General features: G+C 59.2%; 17 protein-coding genes and 1 pseudogene. 15 read left to right on the plus strand and 3 right to left on the minus strand.

The window, feature by feature from the left end; genetic code table 11:
* Nucleotides 1-79 precede the first annotated feature (79 nt).
* The 6 genes and pseudogenes from ACFFNA_RS23870 to ACFFNA_RS23895 form a co-directional block, all read left to right on the plus strand.
* On the plus strand, nucleotides 80-616 hold the full coding sequence (locus tag ACFFNA_RS23870) for a hypothetical protein (RefSeq protein ID WP_378922072.1): 537 nt from the start codon (nucleotides 80-82) through the stop codon (nucleotides 614-616).
* Nucleotides 617-808: 192 nt separating this feature from the next.
* Nucleotides 809-3571: a UvrD-helicase domain-containing protein gene (locus tag ACFFNA_RS23875; protein WP_378922074.1), complete on the plus strand. Its 2763-nt coding sequence runs from the start codon at nucleotides 809-811 to the stop codon at nucleotides 3569-3571.
* A gap of 189 nt (nucleotides 3572-3760) precedes the next feature.
* Entirely contained in the window at nucleotides 3761-4216 is a 456-nt protein-coding gene (locus ACFFNA_RS23880) for a Ros/MucR family transcriptional regulator (RefSeq protein ID WP_378922076.1), read from the plus strand.
* 458 nt (nucleotides 4217-4674) lie between these two features.
* Nucleotides 4675-5133, plus strand: coding sequence for a Ros/MucR family transcriptional regulator (locus ACFFNA_RS23885; RefSeq protein WP_378922078.1), 459 nt, complete (start codon nucleotides 4675-4677; stop codon nucleotides 5131-5133).
* Nucleotides 5134-5575: 442 nt separating this feature from the next.
* Nucleotides 5576-5800, plus strand: a complete 225-nt coding sequence (locus ACFFNA_RS23890) for a helix-turn-helix transcriptional regulator (RefSeq protein ID WP_378922080.1) — start codon at nucleotides 5576-5578, stop codon at nucleotides 5798-5800.
* Between the two features lie 115 nt (nucleotides 5801-5915).
* Nucleotides 5916-6077: pseudogene (locus ACFFNA_RS23895) on the plus strand (JAB domain-containing protein); the annotation flags it as partial.
* 304 nt (nucleotides 6078-6381) lie between these two features.
* Here the strand turns inward: ACFFNA_RS23895 and ACFFNA_RS23900 are convergent.
* Both ACFFNA_RS23900 and ACFFNA_RS23905 read right to left on the minus strand, forming a co-directional pair.
* Nucleotides 6382-8964: a bifunctional diguanylate cyclase/phosphodiesterase gene (locus ACFFNA_RS23900; protein ID WP_378922134.1), complete on the minus strand. Its 2583-nt coding sequence runs from the start codon at nucleotides 8962-8964 to the stop codon at nucleotides 6382-6384.
* 595 nt (nucleotides 8965-9559) lie between these two features.
* Nucleotides 9560-10426, minus strand: coding sequence for a class I SAM-dependent methyltransferase (locus ACFFNA_RS23905; RefSeq protein WP_378922082.1), 867 nt, complete (start codon nucleotides 10424-10426; stop codon nucleotides 9560-9562).
* 454 nt (nucleotides 10427-10880) lie between these two features.
* On the opposite strand from ACFFNA_RS23905, the gene ACFFNA_RS23910 reads away from it, so the two are divergent.
* The gene (locus ACFFNA_RS23910) at nucleotides 10881-11654 is read left to right on the plus strand and encodes a hypothetical protein (RefSeq protein WP_378922084.1); all 774 of its coding nucleotides are present in this window, start codon (nucleotides 10881-10883) and stop codon (nucleotides 11652-11654) included.
* Nucleotides 11655-11680: 26 nt separating this feature from the next.
* On the opposite strand, the gene ACFFNA_RS23915 is transcribed toward ACFFNA_RS23910, so the two are convergent.
* Entirely contained in the window at nucleotides 11681-11938 is a 258-nt protein-coding gene (locus tag ACFFNA_RS23915; RefSeq protein WP_378922085.1) for a hypothetical protein, read from the minus strand.
* Between the two features lie 76 nt (nucleotides 11939-12014).
* Here ACFFNA_RS23915 and ACFFNA_RS23920 point away from each other — a divergent pair, with 76 nt between their 5' ends.
* From ACFFNA_RS23920 to ACFFNA_RS23955, 8 genes are all read left to right on the plus strand, one after another.
* On the plus strand, nucleotides 12015-13196 hold the full coding sequence (locus ACFFNA_RS23920) for a carbohydrate kinase family protein (RefSeq protein WP_378922087.1): 1182 nt from the start codon (nucleotides 12015-12017) through the stop codon (nucleotides 13194-13196).
* A 73-nt stretch (nucleotides 13197-13269) separates the two neighbouring features.
* Nucleotides 13270-14046 carry a glutamine amidotransferase gene (locus ACFFNA_RS23925; protein WP_378922089.1) on the plus strand — a complete coding sequence of 259 codons (777 nt, stop codon included), beginning with the start codon at nucleotides 13270-13272 and terminating at the stop codon, nucleotides 14044-14046.
* Between the two features lie 27 nt (nucleotides 14047-14073).
* Entirely contained in the window at nucleotides 14074-14844 is a 771-nt protein-coding gene (locus ACFFNA_RS23930) for an ATP-binding cassette domain-containing protein (protein WP_378922091.1), read from the plus strand.
* A 34-nt stretch (nucleotides 14845-14878) separates the two neighbouring features.
* Nucleotides 14879-15865 carry an autoinducer 2 ABC transporter substrate-binding protein gene (locus ACFFNA_RS23935; RefSeq protein WP_378922093.1) on the plus strand — a complete coding sequence of 329 codons (987 nt, stop codon included), beginning with the start codon at nucleotides 14879-14881 and terminating at the stop codon, nucleotides 15863-15865.
* Between the two features lie 47 nt (nucleotides 15866-15912).
* A complete protein-coding gene (locus ACFFNA_RS23940; RefSeq protein WP_378922095.1) occupies nucleotides 15913-16860 on the plus strand; it encodes an ABC transporter permease in 948 nt (315 codons plus the stop codon).
* Nucleotides 16857-17816, plus strand: coding sequence for an ABC transporter permease (locus ACFFNA_RS23945; protein WP_378922097.1), 960 nt, complete (start codon nucleotides 16857-16859; stop codon nucleotides 17814-17816). The genes ACFFNA_RS23940 and ACFFNA_RS23945 overlap by 4 nt, the downstream gene beginning before the upstream one ends.
* Entirely contained in the window at nucleotides 17816-19132 is a 1317-nt protein-coding gene (locus tag ACFFNA_RS23950) for a M20 family metallopeptidase (protein WP_378922099.1), read from the plus strand. Before ACFFNA_RS23945 ends, ACFFNA_RS23950 begins: the two co-directional genes overlap by 1 nt.
* Nucleotides 19133-19342: 210 nt before the next feature.
* Nucleotides 19343-20227, plus strand: a complete 885-nt coding sequence (locus tag ACFFNA_RS23955) for a cytochrome c oxidase subunit II (protein ID WP_378922101.1) — start codon at nucleotides 19343-19345, stop codon at nucleotides 20225-20227.
* Nucleotides 20228-20245 lie beyond the last annotated feature (18 nt).

Consider the following 20245-nt stretch of genomic DNA (forward strand, 5'->3'; position numbering starts at 1 on the left):
CAGTCCGGCAATTGCGAGCGTGCCGAGCAACACTTTTCTCTTTACGAAATCTTCCCCATAGTGCCCTTACATTGCGCTAATGACGCTCGATGAACGCAAATATCCTGGTGAGCTTGCATCCCCACAGCAGATTCACGCCCTAGCTGAAGAATACCGCAGAGCAGCAAGCCTTCTCCTTCAGCTCGGCCTACCCGGCAAGCCGCTTACACGAGCACCGTTCAGAATGGCGGCGATCCATGCGATCGAACTCTATCTGACTGCGCTTCTGCTCCACTTTGGGCTCAATCACAATCAGATCCGCAAGATGCAGCACGACCTGTCAGCGAGGACGGAACACGCCTTAGAGGCCGGGCTGAGCCTTCGCGTCAAAACGGCAAAGCATCTCCAGTCCCTCAGCCAGAACCGAGAATATCTCGTCACCCGCTACGGACCGGAACTCGCAGCAACGGCCTCGCAGATAAACCGTCTCACCGCTACCCTTGATGAGGTAGCGACAAAGGTCACTGCATTGACCACGCTTCCGCCGAGAAGGCCGAAGCAATCACACCCGGCTACCGACGAGCTTCAAGGCCAGAACCCAGCAGCCCCCTATCCGAATCCATCGCCAACTCGATGACATGCTTGCAAGCGCCGAATCCGACGGACATGACAAATGCGCGCCCGTAGCAACGGATCACGCTCCAGCGACCGCTGAGAAATACCCAGGCACTATTCAGCATGAGTACCGGGATAATTTGGAACATCTCAATCTGTTCATGATAGTCGGCTCCTCGGCACCATTTGCTTACTGGGCGCACGAGACGTGGCTTTGACTAAATTGCTATCTGGCCGCTCGCGCACCTACCGCCCTGGCTTCTTTGCGCGGTTGTTTCCGGCGGGAAAATGGAAGCTGACCCTGGACCCCAAACTGTCGGGACATTTCCGGCTGGCTCAAGATAGCGAAGTCGAGCTTAGCTGCCTTGATGTCGTGTCGATTTCGACCAGCAAGGCCCTCTTGTGGCACACAGTCGAGATACGCGCTCGCGGCAGAACAGACACGCTGTCGGCACTATCGGGCGACGCGGCCACACAGCTGGCCGCGGACCTTCATGCCTTCATTAACACTCACCTTTTCGGGCTGATCGCCACCGAGAAGAAGCGCCTGATCGAGGTCGACGACAGGCTTCGGGAGATTACCGAAGGCGAGAGACAGTATCTTGCGCAGGCCGATCTCGGCAGGGCTATCGCGAGCGTTCCTGGCGCCGCGGCAGCGGCCCTCTCTCATCCACTTCTCGACCCAAACTTGATGCCTGCGGGGCTCAAAGCATCCCTGCCGGCTTCATTCGCCATGATAACCGACCCAAGCGTTCGACACGCCTACAATGAGGCTTTCGTCAGCTCGGAATTGACCAAGTTCCAGTGGTTCTTCGATGATCTCGACCGGCGTTCCTTTTCCGACCAGCAGCGCAAGGCCTGCATCCGCCTGGAGGACAACAACCTGCTCGTCGCCTCGGCAGGGTCCGGCAAATCCGCGACTATAGTGGGCAAGGTCGCCTACGTCCTGGAGAAGCAGCTCTACCGGCCTGACGAGATCCTGCTGCTAGCCTTCAACAGAAACGCAGCGGATGAACTCAGGACGAGGATCGCCGCCCAGCTGCGGGTCGCGGAGGACGCCTTGGAGTGTCGCGTCACGACATTTCATGCGCTTGGGCGCGGGATCATCGAGGATGTCGAGGGCCGACCACCCCAGCTCGCCAACTGGGTGGATCATCCCGCTGGCGAAACCAAGGTCATCGAGGCGATTATCCAGAACCTGGTGGAGAGTGATCCAGAATTCTCGCGGTTGTGGAGCGACCTTCTCGTTGTGCATCCCAAGGCCGACATCCCCGTCGATGTGTTCGACGGGCAGGCCGACTATCAGCGCTACGTGTCGGACAGCCTTCGAAAGGGTAGCGCCACGATCGGTTCCCTGTCCGGCGTGGTCGTAAAGTCGTTGCAGGAGCAGAAGATCGCCAACTGGCTTTGGCTGCATTCCGTCACCTTCGAATACGAACGGCAGATTGCGGTAGAGGAAGACGGTGGCACGGTCCGCCATCTGCATCCCGACTTCTACTATCCGCAGACCGAAACCGTGCATGAGCATTTCGCGCTCAATGCGGACGGAAGCTCACCCTTTGCGGACTATGCCGACCACGCCGAAAAAAAGCGGCTCGCATATCGCCGCAATGAAATCGATTTCTTCGAGACCACTTCCGCTCAGGCCAGTAACGACACGTTGCTTACCACGCTCGAATCCGAACTGGCGCGGCGCTCCATTCCTTTCGAGCGCAAGACCTACGCCCAAATCACGAAGGCGCTCGATCCTGTGGTGATCAAGCACTATCACCAGCTGATCGGCACATGCTTGAAGCATATACGCGCCAGCCACCTCACTCCCGACATGCTGCTCGAACGTGCCAAGACCTTGCACGACAAGGAGCGTGCGAGGCTATTCGCGCGCGTAGTTTGGATGATCACTCAGGGATATTCCCGAAAGCTAGAGGAAACCAGGCGGATTGACTTTGATTCGATGATCGCCGATGCGGTGCGGCTGGTTGAGACGGGCCGATATCGAAGCCCATACTCCCTGATTCTCGTGGATGAGTTTCAGGACATTTCCGAGCCGCGCGCTAACCTCATCAAGGCGCTCAAGCAGCAGAAAGCGTTCAGCAAGGTATTCGCGGTCGGAGACGACTGGCAGTCGATCTATCGCTTTGCCGGATCGGACATCACGATCTTTACGCGGTTCGAAGCGAATTTCGGGACCAGTTGGCAGGGGCGCCTGGAGCAGACGTATCGCTGTAACCAGCTCATTGCCGAAACGGCCGCTAGGTTCGTCCAGCGCAATCCCGAACAGATCAAGAAGTCCGTCCGCTCGACGCGCCCGGCCGTCTCGCGATCGATCCGGGTCATTCCCATCGACGACAAACGCGACAAGCCGGACTTCGCGGAGGCTTGTTTGCGCCTGCTCGAACGGCTTGATGCCGCTTTGGGTGGCATTGCCGACCGGTGGCGCGACGAAAACCGCGACAAGCTCAAGGTTCTGGTTTTGTGGCGCTACAACGTCCTTGATCCTTTCGAAGGAAAGGCACCGTCCTTTGCCAACATTGAGGTGGCCGGGCTATCGTTTCACCGAGCCAAGGGCCTTGAGGCCGACTATACGGTCCTGCTCGATGTCAGCGAGGGCAACTATGGCGTGCCAAGCCGCATCGAAGACGATGAACTGCTGAACCTGGTCATTCCCCGCCCCGAGACCTTCGCCTACGCGGAAGAACGACGCCTGTTCTACGTCGCGCTTACGCGTGCCAGCAGAGGCGTCTACATGTTCACCAGCCTCCGTCAGCCATCCCGCTATATCCGTGAACTTTGCGAGATCGCCGGCGATGACGTTCGCTTCGAGACGATCGACGGCGTCAATCTAAGGCAATGTCCAACTTGCCTCGTGGGCCAATTGGTTGAGCGGCGAAGCAAAAGCGGATCGATGTTTTGTGCCTGCAATCAGTTCCCAGATTGCAAACACACCGAACCGGCAAGTGTGGTGCAAGGGCGGTAACTGCCCGCAGTCTTGGTGATGGCGAGCTTGAACACCTCTACGGATCTCACGTTCAAACGAACATTGACGAACTGCACTTGGGCATGACCGGGGATCGAAGAGGCTGGTAGATTTATCTCGGCACAGTTCGAAATTGCGATATACGACAAATGGGCGAAGCGGGCTCTGACCCATATCAGGAGCGAATACTTGAGCGATCAAAACGAAGCCGCGACGGCCGACCTGGTCGGGCTGACGGCAGACATTGTCTCTGCCTATGTCAGCCAAAATCCTCTGCCCGTCGCTGGGTTGCCAGACCTCATCGCGTCGATCCATTCGTCGTTGACAGGCCTTGGGCAGCCGAATGTGGCCGAGCTGCCCACACAGGAACCCGCCATCAATCCGAAAAGGTCGGTAACGCCGGACTACATCGTCTGCCTGGAAGACGGGAAGAAATTCAAATCACTCAAACGGCATCTCGCGGTCCACTACGGGCTCACGCCGGACGAATACCGCGAGAAGTGGGGATTGAAGCCGGAATACCCGATGGTTGCGCCGAATTACGCGGCTCAAAGATCGACGCTCGCAAAGGCGGCAGGGCTCGGGCGCAAACCGCAGCCAACGCCGGCCAAAAAGGCTCCTGCTAAACGCAAACCCAGGGCCTAGTGAGGCCAAGCTGTCGGAACCATCTTCGGCGACGTTTGCGCTTTAGACTGAGCGTCGCCGATAGCAGAAGAGTGCTTCGTCGATAGTGGGTCGCGCGATGTAGCGGTCTACCGACTCGAACCCCCATAGATGCTTAGATCAAGGTTTCATCACAGCGGATCCAGACAGCCCCACCTCCTTCAGAAGCGCGCTCATCTCAACGGGAGTCGCACGACAGAAAGTTCGAAAAGCTTCCAGGAACCCCAGCCAATCCGGATCCTGGGCAGGCAAGTTCATTCCACGAGCCTCTTTAGTTCTACGGTCGCGAATACTTCTGAAATAACTTCAAGAGGTTGTCCGAAGACCGTGCGAATTCTGCGTCGGCTCCACTGCAGTTCGATAGTCCAGGATCAGGAGAGCGGTTGCGTCGTTGATCATCAACCAATAGAGAGGGGATAAGTCAGATAAAAGGACCACCAATGACCAACCGAACCGATACCCGCTCTGCCGAACTAGCAGAGTTAACCGCCGACATTGTCTCAGCATATGTCAGCAACAATCCATTGCCGGTGTCTAGCTTGCCGGAAGCGATAGCATCGGTTCATGCTTCGCTGTCCGGACTTGGCACGCCGATCTCGCCTGTCGTTGAACCGCAAACTCCCGCGGTCAACCCGAAGAGGTCGGTGACGCCGGACTTCATTATCTGTCTCGAGGACGGCAAGAAGTTCAAATCCCTGAAGCGGCATCTTAGCACGGACTTTGGCCTGACACCGGACGCCTACCGCGCCAAATGGAACTTACCGCACGACTACCCTATGACAGCTCCGAATTACGCCGCTCAGCGCTCGCAACTAGCGAAGTCTATCGGGCTTGGTCGCAAGGCTAAACCCGTCGCACCAGTCAAGAAAGCACCCGCGAAGCGGAAAGCCAAAGCGTAGTCCGCAACCACCTGGCGCAGCGGAAAGACTCAGCTATATCTAGAGAGCGGCGGACCTGAAAGGGACCGTCTGGCCGGCGCCATTCGGGCAACCTCCCAGCGAGGGCGCCGGTCATTTTTCGTCTGGAATGCCTTAAATTTCGATCGCCTCATTCCAATTCGTCGTCTCTCACATCAACGCGAAGCGGACGCGTCGAGGCGATGGTGCAGGAGAAGATCACCCTCTCATTTTCCGGCCGGCCGGGGTTCACCGACCTTGCACATTTTGCTGGCAGTTGATCCGATTTCTATCCTGGCATATCCCCTGCTCGTACTCCCTAGCTCAGCGGCTTACATTTCCCCCGAACATATCCACTCATGGCCGCGTAACTACATGATCCAAGGTTCGGGAGCGTGCTTAAGCCCGCTCACATGCTCCCGACTCCGGACATTTGGAGAGCCTGATGGACACCAGGAAGTTTTTGACTGCTGAGGAAGTGTCGGAACGCTATCGTGGCAGCATCTCTCTTGGAACGCTGCGAAATTGGCGAGCGAAGAGGATTGGACCGGCGTACGTCAAGCTTGGCAAAGCTGTGTTGTACCCAATTGAGGAACTCGAGACGTGGGATCGAAAGAATACAGTGGCCTGCCGAGCGTCAAAGGGATTCAGCATGAAAGGCGGTGAGTGAGTGTGATTCGTGACTAAGGAGCATTCGATACCGCCCCCAGAAGCCGATCCTCATACTATGGTAGATATGTATTTTTTCGTTATATTTCAACCAGATAGCTCACGACGAGAGGAAGTTGCACAACCATCCGTCAGGCGATCCGACGCCGTCGCGCGCGGACATCGAGATGACGAAGGAGATTATCGACGCGGCCAAGCGGCTGGGCATCGCCGTGCATGACCACATCATCATCGGGCGGAAAGGCCATTCCAGCATGAAGGGCCTGCTGCTGATCTAATGCATGTCGCCCAAAAGTGGCCCCGGTTTTGGGAGGACGACATGCATAAAACAAAGACCTAAAGCGCGTCGCTTGAATCCGCTCAAACGCGACGCGCTTTAGGTCTTGTTGCTGCCCTGAATGAACCGGGCTAATGCGGCAGTCCCCCGGGATGCGCTATTGCTGCCACGTCTGAAGAGCATGCGTTCGAGCAGCTGTTCCTTCAGCACGAAATGATGCACCAGCGCGGCCGCGGGAATGGCCGAAGGCGGGGGACGATCGCCCAGTCGACCCAATCGTGCCAGTCAAACGCCGGGTCTGACATTTAGCTGGCCGCGCGTAGACGCCGAGATCGAACAAAGGCCTTTAGACCGTCGGAATCCAACGCCTGCCCGAAGGCATAGCCTTGCAGTATGTCGCAGCCCAAGCCCTTGAGTACCCGTGCGTGCTCCATCGTCTCGACGCCTTCCGCAATGACCTCGATACCCAGGGACTTGCCGATTTCAATGATCGACGAGACAACCTGCCTTCGTTGCGGCGAGTTGACAATTGGAATGACCAGCTGCCGATCTATCTTCAGTCGGCGAGGCTGCAGCTTGAGCAGGCTGACTATGGAGGCATAGCCCGTACCAAAATCGTCTATCTCTATATCAATGCCGAGTTGCTTAATCTGATCGACATTCCAAGTTACCAAATCATCGTTTTCGTCAAGAAAAATGGACTCAACAAGCTCGAACGAAACTGTTCCCTTCTTGATATTTAGTTCTGCCAAGCTCTTTATAAGCTCTTCGTCTTGGAGGCGTCGCGCCGAAACGTTAACTGATACACGCGGTATATGAAGATTAGCAGCAGACCAGTCCTCAAAATCCGAAAGCGATTGGTTCAGTATGGTTCGATCGATCATCGAGACGACATTTAGTTCTTCTGCAATCCTTAGGAATACATCCGGTGCTAAAATACCCTTCTTTGGATGTCTCCATCGCGCAAGCGCTTCGACTCCGACAATTTCGAGCGTTTTTGCGCTAAATTGGGGCTGGTAGAAGGCTATGAACTCGTTGCGCTCAAGGCCGCCGAGAACTTCGTCGGCAATCCGCTTTGTGTCGACGATTTCGCTTTGCATCGCCTCAGTGAAGAATTCGTGTCGATTGCGCCCACGACTCTTGGCTTGGTAAAGCGCGATGTCGGCGTTCACCAGCAGGTGCTTGGCTTCGGCGTCTTTTCCGTTGTCGACTGCAATTCCCACGCTAACACCAAAACGGCATCGATGGCCCTGGTAGTAAACGGGTTCGCTCATCTGGCTGATGACGCGGTCAGCCAGCAGCGCCAGTTGCTTGATATCGTCATACACCGTGCACAGGACGACGAATTCGTCTCCTCCGATCCGAGCGACGAATCCCCCATCCTCGACCTTGGATCGGAGGACGGCAGATGCGTGAACCAACATCGCGTCACCCGCAGCATGGCCAAGCGTATCGTTGATGTGCTTAAACCGATCCAGGTCGATGTGAAGCAGGGCCGCATAACCGCCGTCGCGCCTGGCGTTTGCTGCGTACTCTTCCAACAGCTGGTCGAGGTAACGACGATTGGGCAAACCGGTCAGCGAATCGTGAAGCGCGATATGCTCTATGCGCGCCTTGGCCGCCTCGAGTTCTGCATTTTTCGACTCGGACAATTGTTTCGCGCGAACCAGATCGCTGTTTAGCAGGACGTCAGCTGTCACGTCCCATTCCGCACCAATCATTTTGGGCGTCTCGTTTGGGGCTTGGTATATGGTCGCCTTGGATCGGACATGACGAATCTCGCCATCCGGACGAACAATCCGGTACTCCGACGAATATGTTCCGCGGCTGGCCACGGCACTGTCGAAATCTGCGTTGGCGCCGGCTAAATCCAAGGGGTGAATTGCGCCCGCCCAATCCGAGTAGCCGCGACGTCCTCCATCGCTGGGTTTGCCATATATTTCATTGACGCGGTCGTCCCACGACAGGTCATTGGTCGCGAGATCGTGTTCCCAAACGCCAATAGCCGACGCCTCCAAAGCGAGTTCTAGGCGTCTCGACAATCGACGCAGTTCCGCATAGTTGCGCTGTCTCTCGCCAATCAGACGACCTGTGACCAAGAATGGGATCACAACCAGCGCCCCTGCCGCGGCCATGATCGCGCGCAAGAACCACGCGTTGCCGGGCGTCGAAGGCCAGCCATTTTTGGGGATGGCTGCGATCTGCCACGAACCTGACGGGAGCAGAACTTCGGCCGTCACTGGATTGCTTTTGCGGACGCCCGCATCGCCGTAGAATTGATCTCCGCTTGGGCCGAGGGCGTCTTTACCGATGAGCGCGATGTCAATCCCGAGATCATCGTCAAACAGGCCGCTCGCCTTGTAAAGGCGCTGCACGTCGACAACGGCGGAAATGATGCCCCAGAACCTTTCCGTGTTGCCCGCACTCCGCACGAAAACCGGAAAACGGCCGACGAAGCCTTGGCCTCCCTGCTTCAGGTCGACGGGACCGGCAAGAATCAACTTGCGCTCGTCTCGCGCCCGTAGCGCGGCCTCACGCTGCCGATCGTCCTTTCGGTAATCGAGGCCCACCGCTTTCTCGTTGCCCTTTAGCGGGTACATCAAGGAAACGACCAGATCGGGCGCGCCGGCAATATTGTTCAATTGCGAGTCCCCGCCAAACAGGTTGCTCGCGAGCGAAGCGAAGCGTTGCTGTCCCATATAGGGTTCTGTCACGACCGTCGCGACTAGCCCATGCACGAGTTGAAGGTTTCCGTTGATGTTCCCTTCTAGCTTGGCGCGGATCAGATTGACCTTGACCAGGACATCCGCGCGGGCGGCTTGGTCCGAGACGATTTTGTTCTGATGGTCGGCATACGCTGCGCTGATGACAATAACCAAAACCGCCACTGCGGCCGGAATATTTGCCGAGGAAAAAACGGCATCCTTTATGCCGCCGAACCTAGCGCCGAAAAAAGCCAATAGGGTGAAACTCCCCTGTGTTATTCAGGTTCTCGGATCGACCCGCCGATGGAACATTAGCTTTCATTAATTAATTTTGAACTTCACAGTCCGGAAAACTTTGCACTTTCCGACCGTTGATGTCGTTCCTGGTCCCTCCGGAATGGTTGGAACTAATGCATGTCGCTCAAAAGTGGCCTCGGTTTTGAGGCAACGACATGCATAGAAACAAAGACTTAAAGCGAGTCGCATGAATCCGTTTCGACGCGACGCGCTTTAGCCGCCGGCTCCACTTGACATCTTCACGCTGCTTACGCCCACTGACGCAGCTATGTTGTCGGCACCATAGCTGCGCGATACTGAAGGACTACGGGCTGCACTTCAGAGGATCGATGGGATCACCGTTCAGACGAGAAGTCTCGGCGATGGTTGCTTGTCAGGAGTTTCTGTCGGTTGTCCAGCCGCTTCTGACCATTCACGAGCAGGTCTGCCTCAAGCAGAGAAGCTCAGGCGACGGGTCTGTCGTCCATGCTCAACAGTGCGGCTAGTGGCCCTCAATCGCTTTAGGAGCAACAAGATATGGTACCTTGCCGACGCTACGCTTCGTCGCGCCAATAGAATAGGCCATTGGGATCTTGGGAGAGGTCTTTGGCAAGCCGTACATATCCTTGCCGGCCCTCACTGCAAATGAAAAGTGCTGCCACGAAACCGTGTCATGCTCATTCAGAAAATCGAGCGTCAGCCCCGCTGAAATCAGCGCGTTCACCACGTCACTGATCGGATGAATCCACTCATAATAGCGAGGATGTTTCAAGATGCGGTCGTCGCCGGTATAGGTCCGTTCCTCGTTCCAGGCGAGTGGTCGAGCTGTTGGCGTCCGCCAGTCGTGCTTCAACTCCAGCGCCGCAGCTTTGCGATCGCACTGGAACATCAACGGATGGCCCTCGGCCATATAGAGCCGGCCTCCTGGTCGCAGGAGATCGGCAACAACCCGCGCCCAGCGGAACACGTCATCCAGCCAGTTTACCGAACCCCAGGTAACGTAAGCGATGTCAAAGGTCCGGCCGAGCGCTTCGACCGCCTCGAATAATGGCGCTTCCACGAAGCGTACGTCAGTGCCTGCCTTCGCAGCGAAATCCCGCGCAGCTGCGATCGCCATCGGTGAAAAGTCGAGGCCAGTCACGCTGCCCGCGCCGAGATTCTTCAAGCTGATCGTGTCGAGCCCGATATGACATTGCAAATGGACGACATCCTTGCCGACAATATCACCGACCTCACCCGTTTCCAGTTCATAGAGATTGGAGCCGCCTGCCAGCACATTTTCGATCTGGTAGCTGCCTGTTGTGTCGGTCGAATGCAGTTCGGCCCGATCATCCCAATTGAGGCGGTTGACACCCAGAAACGGTTCCAAATTTCCCCCAATTCCCAGCCGTGACTGACGCTTGGTAAACAAATCGTTAATATACCTTTGCAGCGAAAGAGTCGCGCGTCAATCCGAGGCCGGCGAGCGGTGCGCCTACGTCGCAAAGCCGATACCCCGAAGAGGGTGGCGCCGGTTTCTAAGGTGAGTGGCGCCGCGCTGGATCGCGCCCACCGACTTCCTTATTTCAACGCCTTTCCGACAGACCACTCGACGATCGTTACCGTGCCGCTGGTTGGCAGCTAGGACTATGGTCTGGCAGGCATGGGACTTCGGTGCCGCAGCGGTCGATTTGTATGGAATATCAAATGATTATGGCGCATGCAGGCTGCCAGATCGCAGATTGAAACCGCTTTTGTCTAAAGTTTACTCCGCACAATTAGCGATTTCTCATACGACGCTGCTTTAGCGGTTGGGCGGAGGTGGCGATTCCCGAGGAGACACCATGACAAATCGAAAAACTCTGTTCGCGGCGCTTGCCGCATTGGCGCTTCTGGCGTCTCCGGCGCTCGCTGGCAACGGGCACGGCGGTGGCAATGGCAACGGTGGTGGCAACGGCAATGGCGGCGGTGGCAATGCCGGCGGCAATGGCAATGGCAAGAGTGGGGCTTCGCATAGCAAGAGCGGGGCGTCGCATGGCAAGTCCGCATCGGCCCCAGGGCATGTGGCCAAGGCGGACACCACGGTCGATACGACTACCAAGGTCGCGTCCGTACCCAAGGACAAGAACATCCATGCCAAGCTCGGCCGGCTGAACTCGCTGCAGCGCAACATCAACGCCTATATGAACTCCAAGAGCAAGAAGTTCGCTGCCATTCAGGCCTTCGTGACGCAGTCCGCGAAAGCCAAGAACGCCCAGGCCGCGGCTGACGCGGCAGCCGCCACAGCGGCCGCCGCCCAGGCCCAACTGGATGCCCTGAAGGCGGATCTGACCGCGCTGCAGGCGGACCCGTCCGCCACGCCTGCACAAATCCAGGCTCTGAACGATCAGATCACGGCTCAGCAGGCCGTTGTCGACGCCGACAACGCGACGGCCGACGAGGCCCAGGCGACCGCTGACGCGGCAACGGTCGGCACCGATCCGGCATCGCTCGACGCGGCGCTGACGGACATGGCCAACAAGCCCGTCGACGCCGATGTCACGGCTTGGGCCGAGGGTGTCCTTGCCGACAAGATCGACCAAATGGCCGCCGCGCTTCAAGCGGCGGAGACGCCGTAGCCATCGCGACCAAACGGCAGTAGCAGTCAAAGAAGATGCCGCCGGGCTTCGCCCGGCGGCATTGCTGTTTCCAGGCCATTGACGCGACCCGGCGTGATCCATTGCGCGATAAATAGGACCTGCGCCGAACGCCCGATCGGGCCCCGCCGATCGAATAAGATGCAGAAAATTCGTATGCACAATTTTTTGCCGAAAATTTGAAAATTGTTCAATTTCGGAAAGAGTGATCCGAAAATCAACTTCACTTCGGGACAATCTTCCAACCATGAAGAATAATCTCCCATTCTTTAGAAGATAATTTCGTTGAGGGGCGGGATTTCCGCTGCTACCGTTTGAAACGCTTCAATCGGAACCAGGCAATTGCAGCGCAAGCGCCCAACCATAGCGGATGTCGCACGAACCGCCGGTGTTTCCATCGGAACGGTGTCGAACTTCATCAATGGGACGGCCGGCCTCAAGGAAGGCACGCGCGACCGCATCGAGAAGGCGGTTGCCGCACTGATGTACCGGCCGAGCTCGTTTGCGCGCTCGCTGCCGGGCCGCGCGCCACGCAGGCCAAAAAATCTGGACCATCTGCCAAGGCTTCTCGTCGCTGGCCGGGTGAGCGTCGACTTCCTGTGCCGGGTCGACGTATTGCCGCATCGCGACGACCGGATCACCGCCAGCCACATCGAAAAGGCGTTGGGCGGGCCAGCGGCCAATCTCGCGGTTGCTGCCGCCGGCGTCGGAGCGCCCTACGCTCTTGACGTGGAGTTGGCGACAGCGGTCGGCGAGGATGCCGAGAGCGACTGGGCGCTCGGCGCGCTTTCGAAACTGGGCGTCCATGCCTTGCCGATCCGCAGCACGCCCAACAACCGCCTCTCGCAGGCGATCGTGATTATCGAGCGCAATGGCAGCCGCACGATCATCAGCGAACCGTTTGAGCTTGGCGAGGTCGATTTGACCGCCAATCTCGATATCCAGCCCGAGCAACGTCCCGCCTGCCTTCACATCGAGGGCTTTCACTATGAAACGATGACCGCTTCCATCGCGCGCTTTCATCAGGCCGGATGGAAGGTGAGCCTGCATTCTGCCGGCCTGCCCAAAAGCGCGCGCACGCCGGAAACCTTCACGCAGATGATCAGACAGATCGACCTGACCTTCATCAACGACGTGATGATGCGGGAGATTTTCGACTTTCGCACCCGGATGGCGACAATGATCGAAGAGGTGCGGCTGATGCTGTCACGCATCAAGCGGCGCGGAACGGTTGTGCTCACCCTCGGCGAATTTGGCGCGGTCGTATTTCCGGCAAACGGCGGCCCGCAGATCGAGGTGCCGGCACTGCCCGTCAATCGCGTCGATGCGACGGGCGCCGGCGACAGCTTTGCCGGTATCTTCCTCAGCCTCTGGCTGCACGGCGCGTCGCTGGACAATGCCGCCCGCTATGCGGCGATTGGCGCGAGCCTGACGACAACGGTCGAAGGCGCGCAAGGATATATCGCGGACTTTGCAACATTGAAGGCTGCCGCCCTGGCGAACAGCGCCATGATGGCAAGCTGAATCAACGGCTTATCGACTTTTCGACCTATAGCAGACAAGCCGTCCCATCTGGCGACATCAGGAGAAGATGATCATGGCGAAAACAAAGGTCCTTCTGGTCGGCGAAAGCTGGGTGAGTTCGGCGACCCACTACAAGGGGTTCGATCAGTTCGGCAGCGTCACCTTTCATCTCGGGGCAACGCCTCTGGTCGACGCCTTGAAAGACAGTGAATTCGATCTCGACTACATGCCGGCCCACGAGGCTGTCGAGAAGCTGCCTTTCACCATGGAGGGCCTGTCGCAATACAAGGCGATCATCCTGTCCGACATTGGCGCGAACTCGCTCCTGCTCCATCCCGATGTCTGGCTGCACGGCAAGACGGTCCCCAACCGGCTCAAACTCTTGCGCGACTGGACGCTGGCTGGCGGCGGCCTGATCATGATCGGCGGCTATTTCAGCTTCCAGGGCATCGACGGCAAGGCCCGCTGGCATCGCACGGCTGTCGAGGATGCCTTGCCGGTGACCTGCCTTCCCAACGATGACCGGCTTGAAATTCCCGAAGGGTTTCGGCCTTCGATCATTGGCCCCAGGGATCATCCGATTTTTGCCGGCATCGAAGGCGACTGGCCGCTGCTGCTCGGCGCCAACGAGGTCGTTGCTCGCGATCGGGACGATGTCGAGGTTCTGGCGCGGCTGCCGCAGGACCAGGGCAGCCATCCCTTGCTGGTCACCGGACGTCATGGCGAAGGGCGCACGCTGGTCTGGACGTCGGATATCGGCCCGCACTGGCTGCCGAACAGTTTTGTCGAATGGCCCGGCTACGCGCGCCTTTGGACCAACGTGCTCCGCTGGGTCAGCAAGGCCGTCTAGCCAACCGCAGTCGCCGGGGGAACCGCCATGACAGAACCGTTTCTTGTGGCCAGGAACATCGCCAAACGCTTTGGCGCGCTGACCGCGCTTGCCAATGTCGACCTGGAAATCCGCTCCGGCGAGGTGCTGGCGCTGCTCGGCGACAACGGCGCGGGCAAATCGACTTTCATCAAGATCCTGGCGGGCGCCCATCCGCCCAGCGATGGCGAACTGGTCATCGAGGGCAGTCCGGTGGCTTTTTCTTCGCCCAAGGACGCGGCGTCATCGGGGATCGCGACGATCTTCCAGGAACTGGCGCTCTCGGAGAATCTGTCGATTGCCGAAAACGTCTTTCTCGGCCGTGAATTGAAACGCTACATTTTGGGCATACCCTTTCTCAAGCGCAAGGAAATGCGCCAGCGCGTCGATGGCCTGCTGAAAGAACTCGACGCCCATATTTCCGATCCGGAAGCACCGGTGGGCAGCCTGTCGGGTGGCCAACGCCAGGCCGTGGCCATCTGCCGGGCGCTCAATCTCAATGCCAGGTTGGTCATCATGGATGAGCCGACGGCAGCCCTTGCCGTCGCCGAGACCCGCAAGGTCCTGACGCTGACGCGGCGGCTCGCCGCGCGTGGCTGTGCCGTCGTCCTCATCAGCCACAACATTTCCGAAGTTTTCGAAGTTGCCGACCGGATCGTGGTGTTCAGGCGCGGCCGCAAGGTGGCCGAACGGCTGGCGGCCGAGACCAATCACGAGGAAGTCGTTTCGCTCATAACAGGCGCTCATCCCGACGTGCGGGCGCTTGAAAAACCAAACTGAAACGCACGTCATTTCCAGAGAGGATCAAACCACAATGCTTTCACAGTTCAAGAAAGTGCTCGCAGCCTCCGCACTGTCACTCGTCGTTGCGACGGCAGCGCACGCCGCGGACAAACACAAGGTCGCCTTCGTCCCGCAGCTGATCGGCATTCCCTATTTCAACGCCATGGAAGCCGGCGGCAATCGCGCCGCCAAGGATCTGGGCGTCGATTTCATCTATTCCGGTCCCGTCGACACCAATCCGGTCGACCAGTTGCAGATCGTCCAGAACCTGATCGATCAGGGCGTCGAGGCGATCTCGGTCAGCGTCCTTGATGCCTCCAGCATCGCCCCTGTTGTCGAGAGCGCCAAGGCGAAGGGCATCAAGCTGTTCACCAGCGACAGCGATGCACCCGATAGCGGCCGCGCGGTCTATGTGGCCCAGGCGACCGACGAAGGCCTCGGCACGACGATCGTCGACGAACTCGTCAAGCGCGTTGGCGAGGACGCGACGATCGGCATCGTCTCCGGCGAAGCGACGGCGTCCAATCTTAACGCCTGGATCGGCTTCATGCAGAAAGAAGCCGCCGCCAAATATCCGAAGTTGAAGCTGCTCGCGCCGCAATTCGCCGGTGGCACCGCTGAGCGCGCCGCGCAGATCTCCGGCGATCTCATGGCCGCCAACCCCGATATCAAGGCCATCATCGCAGTCGCATCCTCGACATGCCCGGGTGTTGCCCAGGCAATCGAGACCGCCGGCAAGATCGGCTCCGTCATCGGCGCGGGCTACTGCAGCCCGAACACGGCACGCTCCTACCTGAAGAGCGGCGCCTTCGGCTTCACCGTGCTGTGGGATCCCGAGCAGCTTGGCTATCTCACCGTCTGGGCCGGCAAGCAGCTGATCGACGGCAAGGCCTTCGAGGCGGAAAACAAGATTGCCGGCCTCGACAAGCCGGTCACCTACGATGCCGCGAAGGGCATTCTGCTGCTCGGACCGCCGGCTGTCTTTACCAAGGACAACGTCGACAAGTTCAACTTCTGAGCTCCGGCATGTACGCGGTGCGACAGTTTGGAAACGGTATCTTCTCCATGAACGGGCGGGAGTGGTCTCTGCTTGTCGCCTGTTTGCTGGCGATCATCCTCTTTTCTGTCGTATCGCCCCATTACGCGACCTCTGGCAATGCAGCCACGGTCCTGCGCAACAGCGTTGAACTGCTGCTGATCGGCCTTGGCATGACCTTGTTGCTCGCCATGGGCGGCATCGATGTGTCGATCGGCATCGTCATGGGGCTCGCGGCGATCGCCATCGGTCGCGTGCTTGGTGCCGGCGGCAATCCGCTGCTGGCGCTTGTTGCAGGCCCCATGGTCGGCGCGCTGCTGGGGTGTGTTACAGCCACCGTCGTCGTCCTCGGCCGCGTTCCGGCGATTGTCGGAACGCTTGGCCTGCTCGGCGTCTACCGCACCGCTGTCTTCGTCCTTCTCGGCGGGCAATGGCTTTCCGGCCTGCCCTCGAGCCTCACCGATCTGCTTGCAACCACCGTGCTTGGCGTCCCCGTCCCCGCCCTGGTGATTGCGATTGCCTATCTGGCCGTTTGGCTGGCGTTGCGGCGAACCCCTTATGGGCTGCACTTGCTGGCGATCGGCAATTCGGAGGAAAAGGCGCGGCTGTCAGGCATCCCCGTGATCAAGACCCGCTTCATGACCTTCGTCATCAGCGGCGTTCTGACCGGCATTGCCGCCACTTTCTATGTCGCCACCTACCGCAATGTGGAAATGACGATCGGCAGCACGCTGGCGCTCGATGCCATTGCCGCGGTCATTCTCGGCGGCACAAGCATATTGGGCGGTAGATGCAGCCTGATCGGCACCGTGCTCGGTGTGCTTCTCCTGCGAATTCTCCAGAACGGATTGCTTCTGATTGGTGTCCCTTCTCTCTGGCAGCCCGTCGTCACCGGCATTCTCATCATTGGCGTGCTTGGCTTCGAAGCCGTTTCCAATCGCTTCCCTCTGGTCCCGCTCCTGCGAGCCCGCGCATGAAGACGCTCAGGAATCTGCAGGGCCCGGCCCTCACCCTGGCCTTGCTGTGCGGGCTGTGGTTGATCGTGATCTTGGGCCTGCTGGTGCTCAAGCCTTCGGTCTACAATCTCGGCACCGTCACCACCATCCTGCAATTCTCGACGATCCTGGCCTTGGTTGGACTTGGACAGGGGTTGGTCATCCTGGCCGGCGGCGCGGGCATCGACCTGTCGGTCGGCGGCGCGGTCTCGCTCTCCGCCATCGTTGCAATGCTTTCCGTCAAGCTGGGCTTGCCGCCCGTTCTGCTGCCTGTCGTCTGCATTCTTGCCGGCGCGATGCTGGGCGCCTTGAACGGATGGCTGGTGAACGGGCTCGCCCTCCTGCCCTTCATTGCGACACTGGGCACATTCTTTGTCTATTCCGGCGTTGCAGTTGCCGTCACCGGCGGCGCGGCGCAGGCGGGCGTGCCCTCCTGGCTGCTCCTGTGGGGGCGCGGCGTCGTCATGGGCATCCCGGTGCCCTTTCTCACCCTTGCGATCCCGTGCTTCGCGCTTGCCGGCCTGGTGCTGCTCTCGACCGCCTGGGGGCGCTGGATCTACGCGATGGGCTTCAACGAACGCTCGGCTAGACTGGTCGGCATTCCGGTCGACCGGGTTCGCTTCATTCTCTACTCCTTGAGTGGCGCACTTGCCGGCGCCGCCGGTCTCGTCTCGATCGCCTGGCTCGGCAGCGGCAGGCCCAATATCGGCCAGAACCTCGAGCTCGAATCGCTGACTGCCGCCATGCTCGGGGGCATCGCCATCACCGGCGGACGTGGGGGCGTTGGCGGCGTGTTCGCGGCCGTCCTGCTGCTGGTCACGCTGAAGACCGGTCTTCTGCAATTGAACATCAACACGGTTTGGCAGGTGGGAATAGTCGGCGCCCTTCTTGTTTTCGTCCTTCTCGCCGACCGACTTTCCCAACGTTGGAGATCATAATGCCGTCCATGGAAGAGATCATTGCCGCGCGCGTCGAGGCAACCGCCGATCGCATCGTCGAAACACTGAGCGATCTCGTCGCCTTCCCCTCGATCGTGAAATCGAATCCCAGGGATGCCGGCCCCGGCGAGCGTGATTGCCAGCTGTATCTGCAAAAGCGCCTGGAGGCGCTCGGCTTCTCGACCGATCTGTGGGATCCGGACGGCCCGGCGCTCTACGAAAAATACAAGGGGCGCGCCGGCGCCAACAAGGGCCGGACGTTCGAGGGCAGACCCAATCTCGGCGGCGTCTTGAAGGGCACGGGCGGCGGACGTTCCATCATGCTTACCGGCCATATCGACGTCGTCCCGCCGGGCGCCGCCAGCCATTGGACGACCGACCCGTTCCAGCCAGTCCTCAAGGACGGATTTCTGCACGGCCGCGGCACGGTCGACATGAAAGGCGGCGTCGCCTGCATGCTGATGGCCGTCGAGATCCTGAAGGAGCTCGACATTCCCCTGTCCGGCGACGTCGTCTTCACCACCGTCGTCGATGAGGAAATCGGTGGCATGGGCTCGCTCGCCATGGTCGATCGCGGCTTTCACGCCGACGCTGGCATCATGACCGAACCGACGGCAAACAAGATCGCACCGCTTTGCCACGGCATTCTGTGGGGAAGGATCATCATCGACGGCATAGGCGGGCACGCGGAACTGACGCCGAATGCCTGGTATTCGAGCGGCCCGGTCGATGCTGTCCAGCTTTGCCGGCAAATCCTCGACGGCATCGATATTCTCAACCGGCGCTGGATGTTCGATCCGAAGAAGAACCATCCTTTGATGGACCTGCCGAACCAGATCATCGTCACCCAGATGAGTGCCGGCGAACATCCCTCCTCCATGGCGGGCCGCGGCGAGATCATCATCGACGCGCAGTATCTGCCGAGCGAGCATGACGAGTTCAAGCTGGGCGGCAACGTCAAGCGCGAAATCGAAGAGCATATCGCCAATGTCTGCCAGGCTGATCCCTATCTGCGCCAGCACCCTGCCCGGGTCGAATGGATCCTCGATGCGGATTGCGCCGAGATCCCGTCGGACAATCCCTTCGTCGGCGTCTTCCAGCAGGCCGTCAAGCAAGCCAATCTGTCGCCGGTCCTGAGTGGCTTTGGCGCGCATAGCGACATCGGCCTGCCGACCGGCCTTGGCAACACCCCGACCGTCAACTTCGGTCCTGGCGATCCGGCGCAGGCGCATCAGCCGAACGAGCGCGTTTCGGTGCGCGATCTCGTCGATTGCACAAAGGCGATTGTAATCGCCGTCGAGAAATGGTGCCGCTAGCCGCGGCAACATCACCATCGGGGCCAATCCGGCATGAGAGCCTGCTGCTGATCCAGGAACGGCCCTTCTCGAAGGGTCGCGGCGGCAAAAAGGCGGCATTTTTCCGGCCAAAATAGTCGGCTCTAGAATTGCGACCCCAAATCAAGCTATGATGCGGTTGGCTTTTCCTGGGACAGCTTTGCGCCCCCTCGAATGCCGGGAGGACGGGACATGGCCGTAGCGCTTGTACTCGTTTTGATCGTCGTGGGCTCGGTGTTGTTTCACCTCCTGAGCCCATGGTGGTGGACGCCGATTGCCTCGAACTGGAGCTATATCGACAACACCATCATCATCACCTTCTGGATTACCGGCGTCGTCTTCGCCGCCGTGGTTCTATTCATGGCCTATTGCGTCTTCCGCTTCCGTCATCGGGAAGGGAACCGGGCTGCCTACGAACCGGAGAACAAGCGGCTCGAATCGTGGCTGACGATCGTCACCGCGGTTGGGGTCACGGCGTTGCTGGTTCCCGGCCTGTTCGTCTGGAGCCGGTTTGTCAACGTCCCGAGCGATGCAACCGACGTCGAAGTCGTCGGCCAGCAGTGGCAGTGGAGTTTCCGCCTGCCCGGCAAGGACGGCAAGCTTGGCACATCCGACACCCGCGACGTCACCGCTGACAATCCGCTGGGCGTCATCGCCAGCGATCCCAATGGTCAGGACGATGTCGTGGTCGCAGCGGCCGATCTGCATCTGCCGGTCGGCAAACCGGTCAAGATGCTGCTGCGCTCGATCGATGTGCTGCATGATTTCTATGTGCCGGAATTCCGCGCCAAGATGGACATGATCCCGGGCTCGGTCACCTATTTCTGGTTCACCCCGACCAAGACCGGAACCTTTCAGGTCTTGTGCGCCGAACTTTGCGGCCAAGGCCATCCTTTGATGCATGGTGTGGTCATGGTCGACACCCAGCAAGACTACCTGGCCTGGCTTGGCCAGCAGCAGACTTTCGCCCAGTTGTCGGCACCCCAGCAAACGGGCTCGGCAGACCAGGCGCCGGGCAACACGGCGGCGTCAGGTTTGAAAATTGCAGCAAAGCTCGAAACGGTCGGGTCTCGCTGAAAAGGACACGGAGGTGTT

The organism is Mesorhizobium kowhaii (genome assembly GCF_042431665.1).
Classification (GTDB): domain Bacteria; phylum Pseudomonadota; class Alphaproteobacteria; order Rhizobiales; family Rhizobiaceae; genus Mesorhizobium; species Mesorhizobium kowhaii.

Coding starts and splice junctions, on each gene's coding strand:
- ACFFNA_RS23870 (WP_378922072.1), top strand. CDS start 80: ATGACGCTCGATGAACGCAAATATCCTGGTGAGCTTGCATCCCCACAG.
- ACFFNA_RS23885 (WP_378922078.1), top strand. CDS start 4,675: ATGACCAACCGAACCGATACCCGCTCTGCCGAACTAGCAGAGTTAACC.
- ACFFNA_RS23890 (WP_378922080.1), top strand. CDS start 5,576: ATGGACACCAGGAAGTTTTTGACTGCTGAGGAAGTGTCGGAACGCTAT.
- ACFFNA_RS23910 (WP_378922084.1), top strand. CDS start 10,881: ATGACAAATCGAAAAACTCTGTTCGCGGCGCTTGCCGCATTGGCGCTT.
- ACFFNA_RS23915 (WP_378922085.1), bottom strand. CDS start 11,938: ATGGGAGATTATTCTTCATGGTTGGAAGATTGTCCCGAAGTGAAGTTG.
- ACFFNA_RS23925 (WP_378922089.1), top strand. CDS start 13,270: ATGGCGAAAACAAAGGTCCTTCTGGTCGGCGAAAGCTGGGTGAGTTCG.
- ACFFNA_RS23930 (WP_378922091.1), top strand. CDS start 14,074: ATGACAGAACCGTTTCTTGTGGCCAGGAACATCGCCAAACGCTTTGGC.
- ACFFNA_RS23935 (WP_378922093.1), top strand. CDS start 14,879: ATGCTTTCACAGTTCAAGAAAGTGCTCGCAGCCTCCGCACTGTCACTC.
- ACFFNA_RS23940 (WP_378922095.1), top strand. CDS start 15,913: ATGAACGGGCGGGAGTGGTCTCTGCTTGTCGCCTGTTTGCTGGCGATC.
- ACFFNA_RS23945 (WP_378922097.1), top strand. CDS start 16,857: ATGAAGACGCTCAGGAATCTGCAGGGCCCGGCCCTCACCCTGGCCTTG.
- ACFFNA_RS23950 (WP_378922099.1), top strand. CDS start 17,816: ATGCCGTCCATGGAAGAGATCATTGCCGCGCGCGTCGAGGCAACCGCC.
- ACFFNA_RS23955 (WP_378922101.1), top strand. CDS start 19,343: ATGGCCGTAGCGCTTGTACTCGTTTTGATCGTCGTGGGCTCGGTGTTG.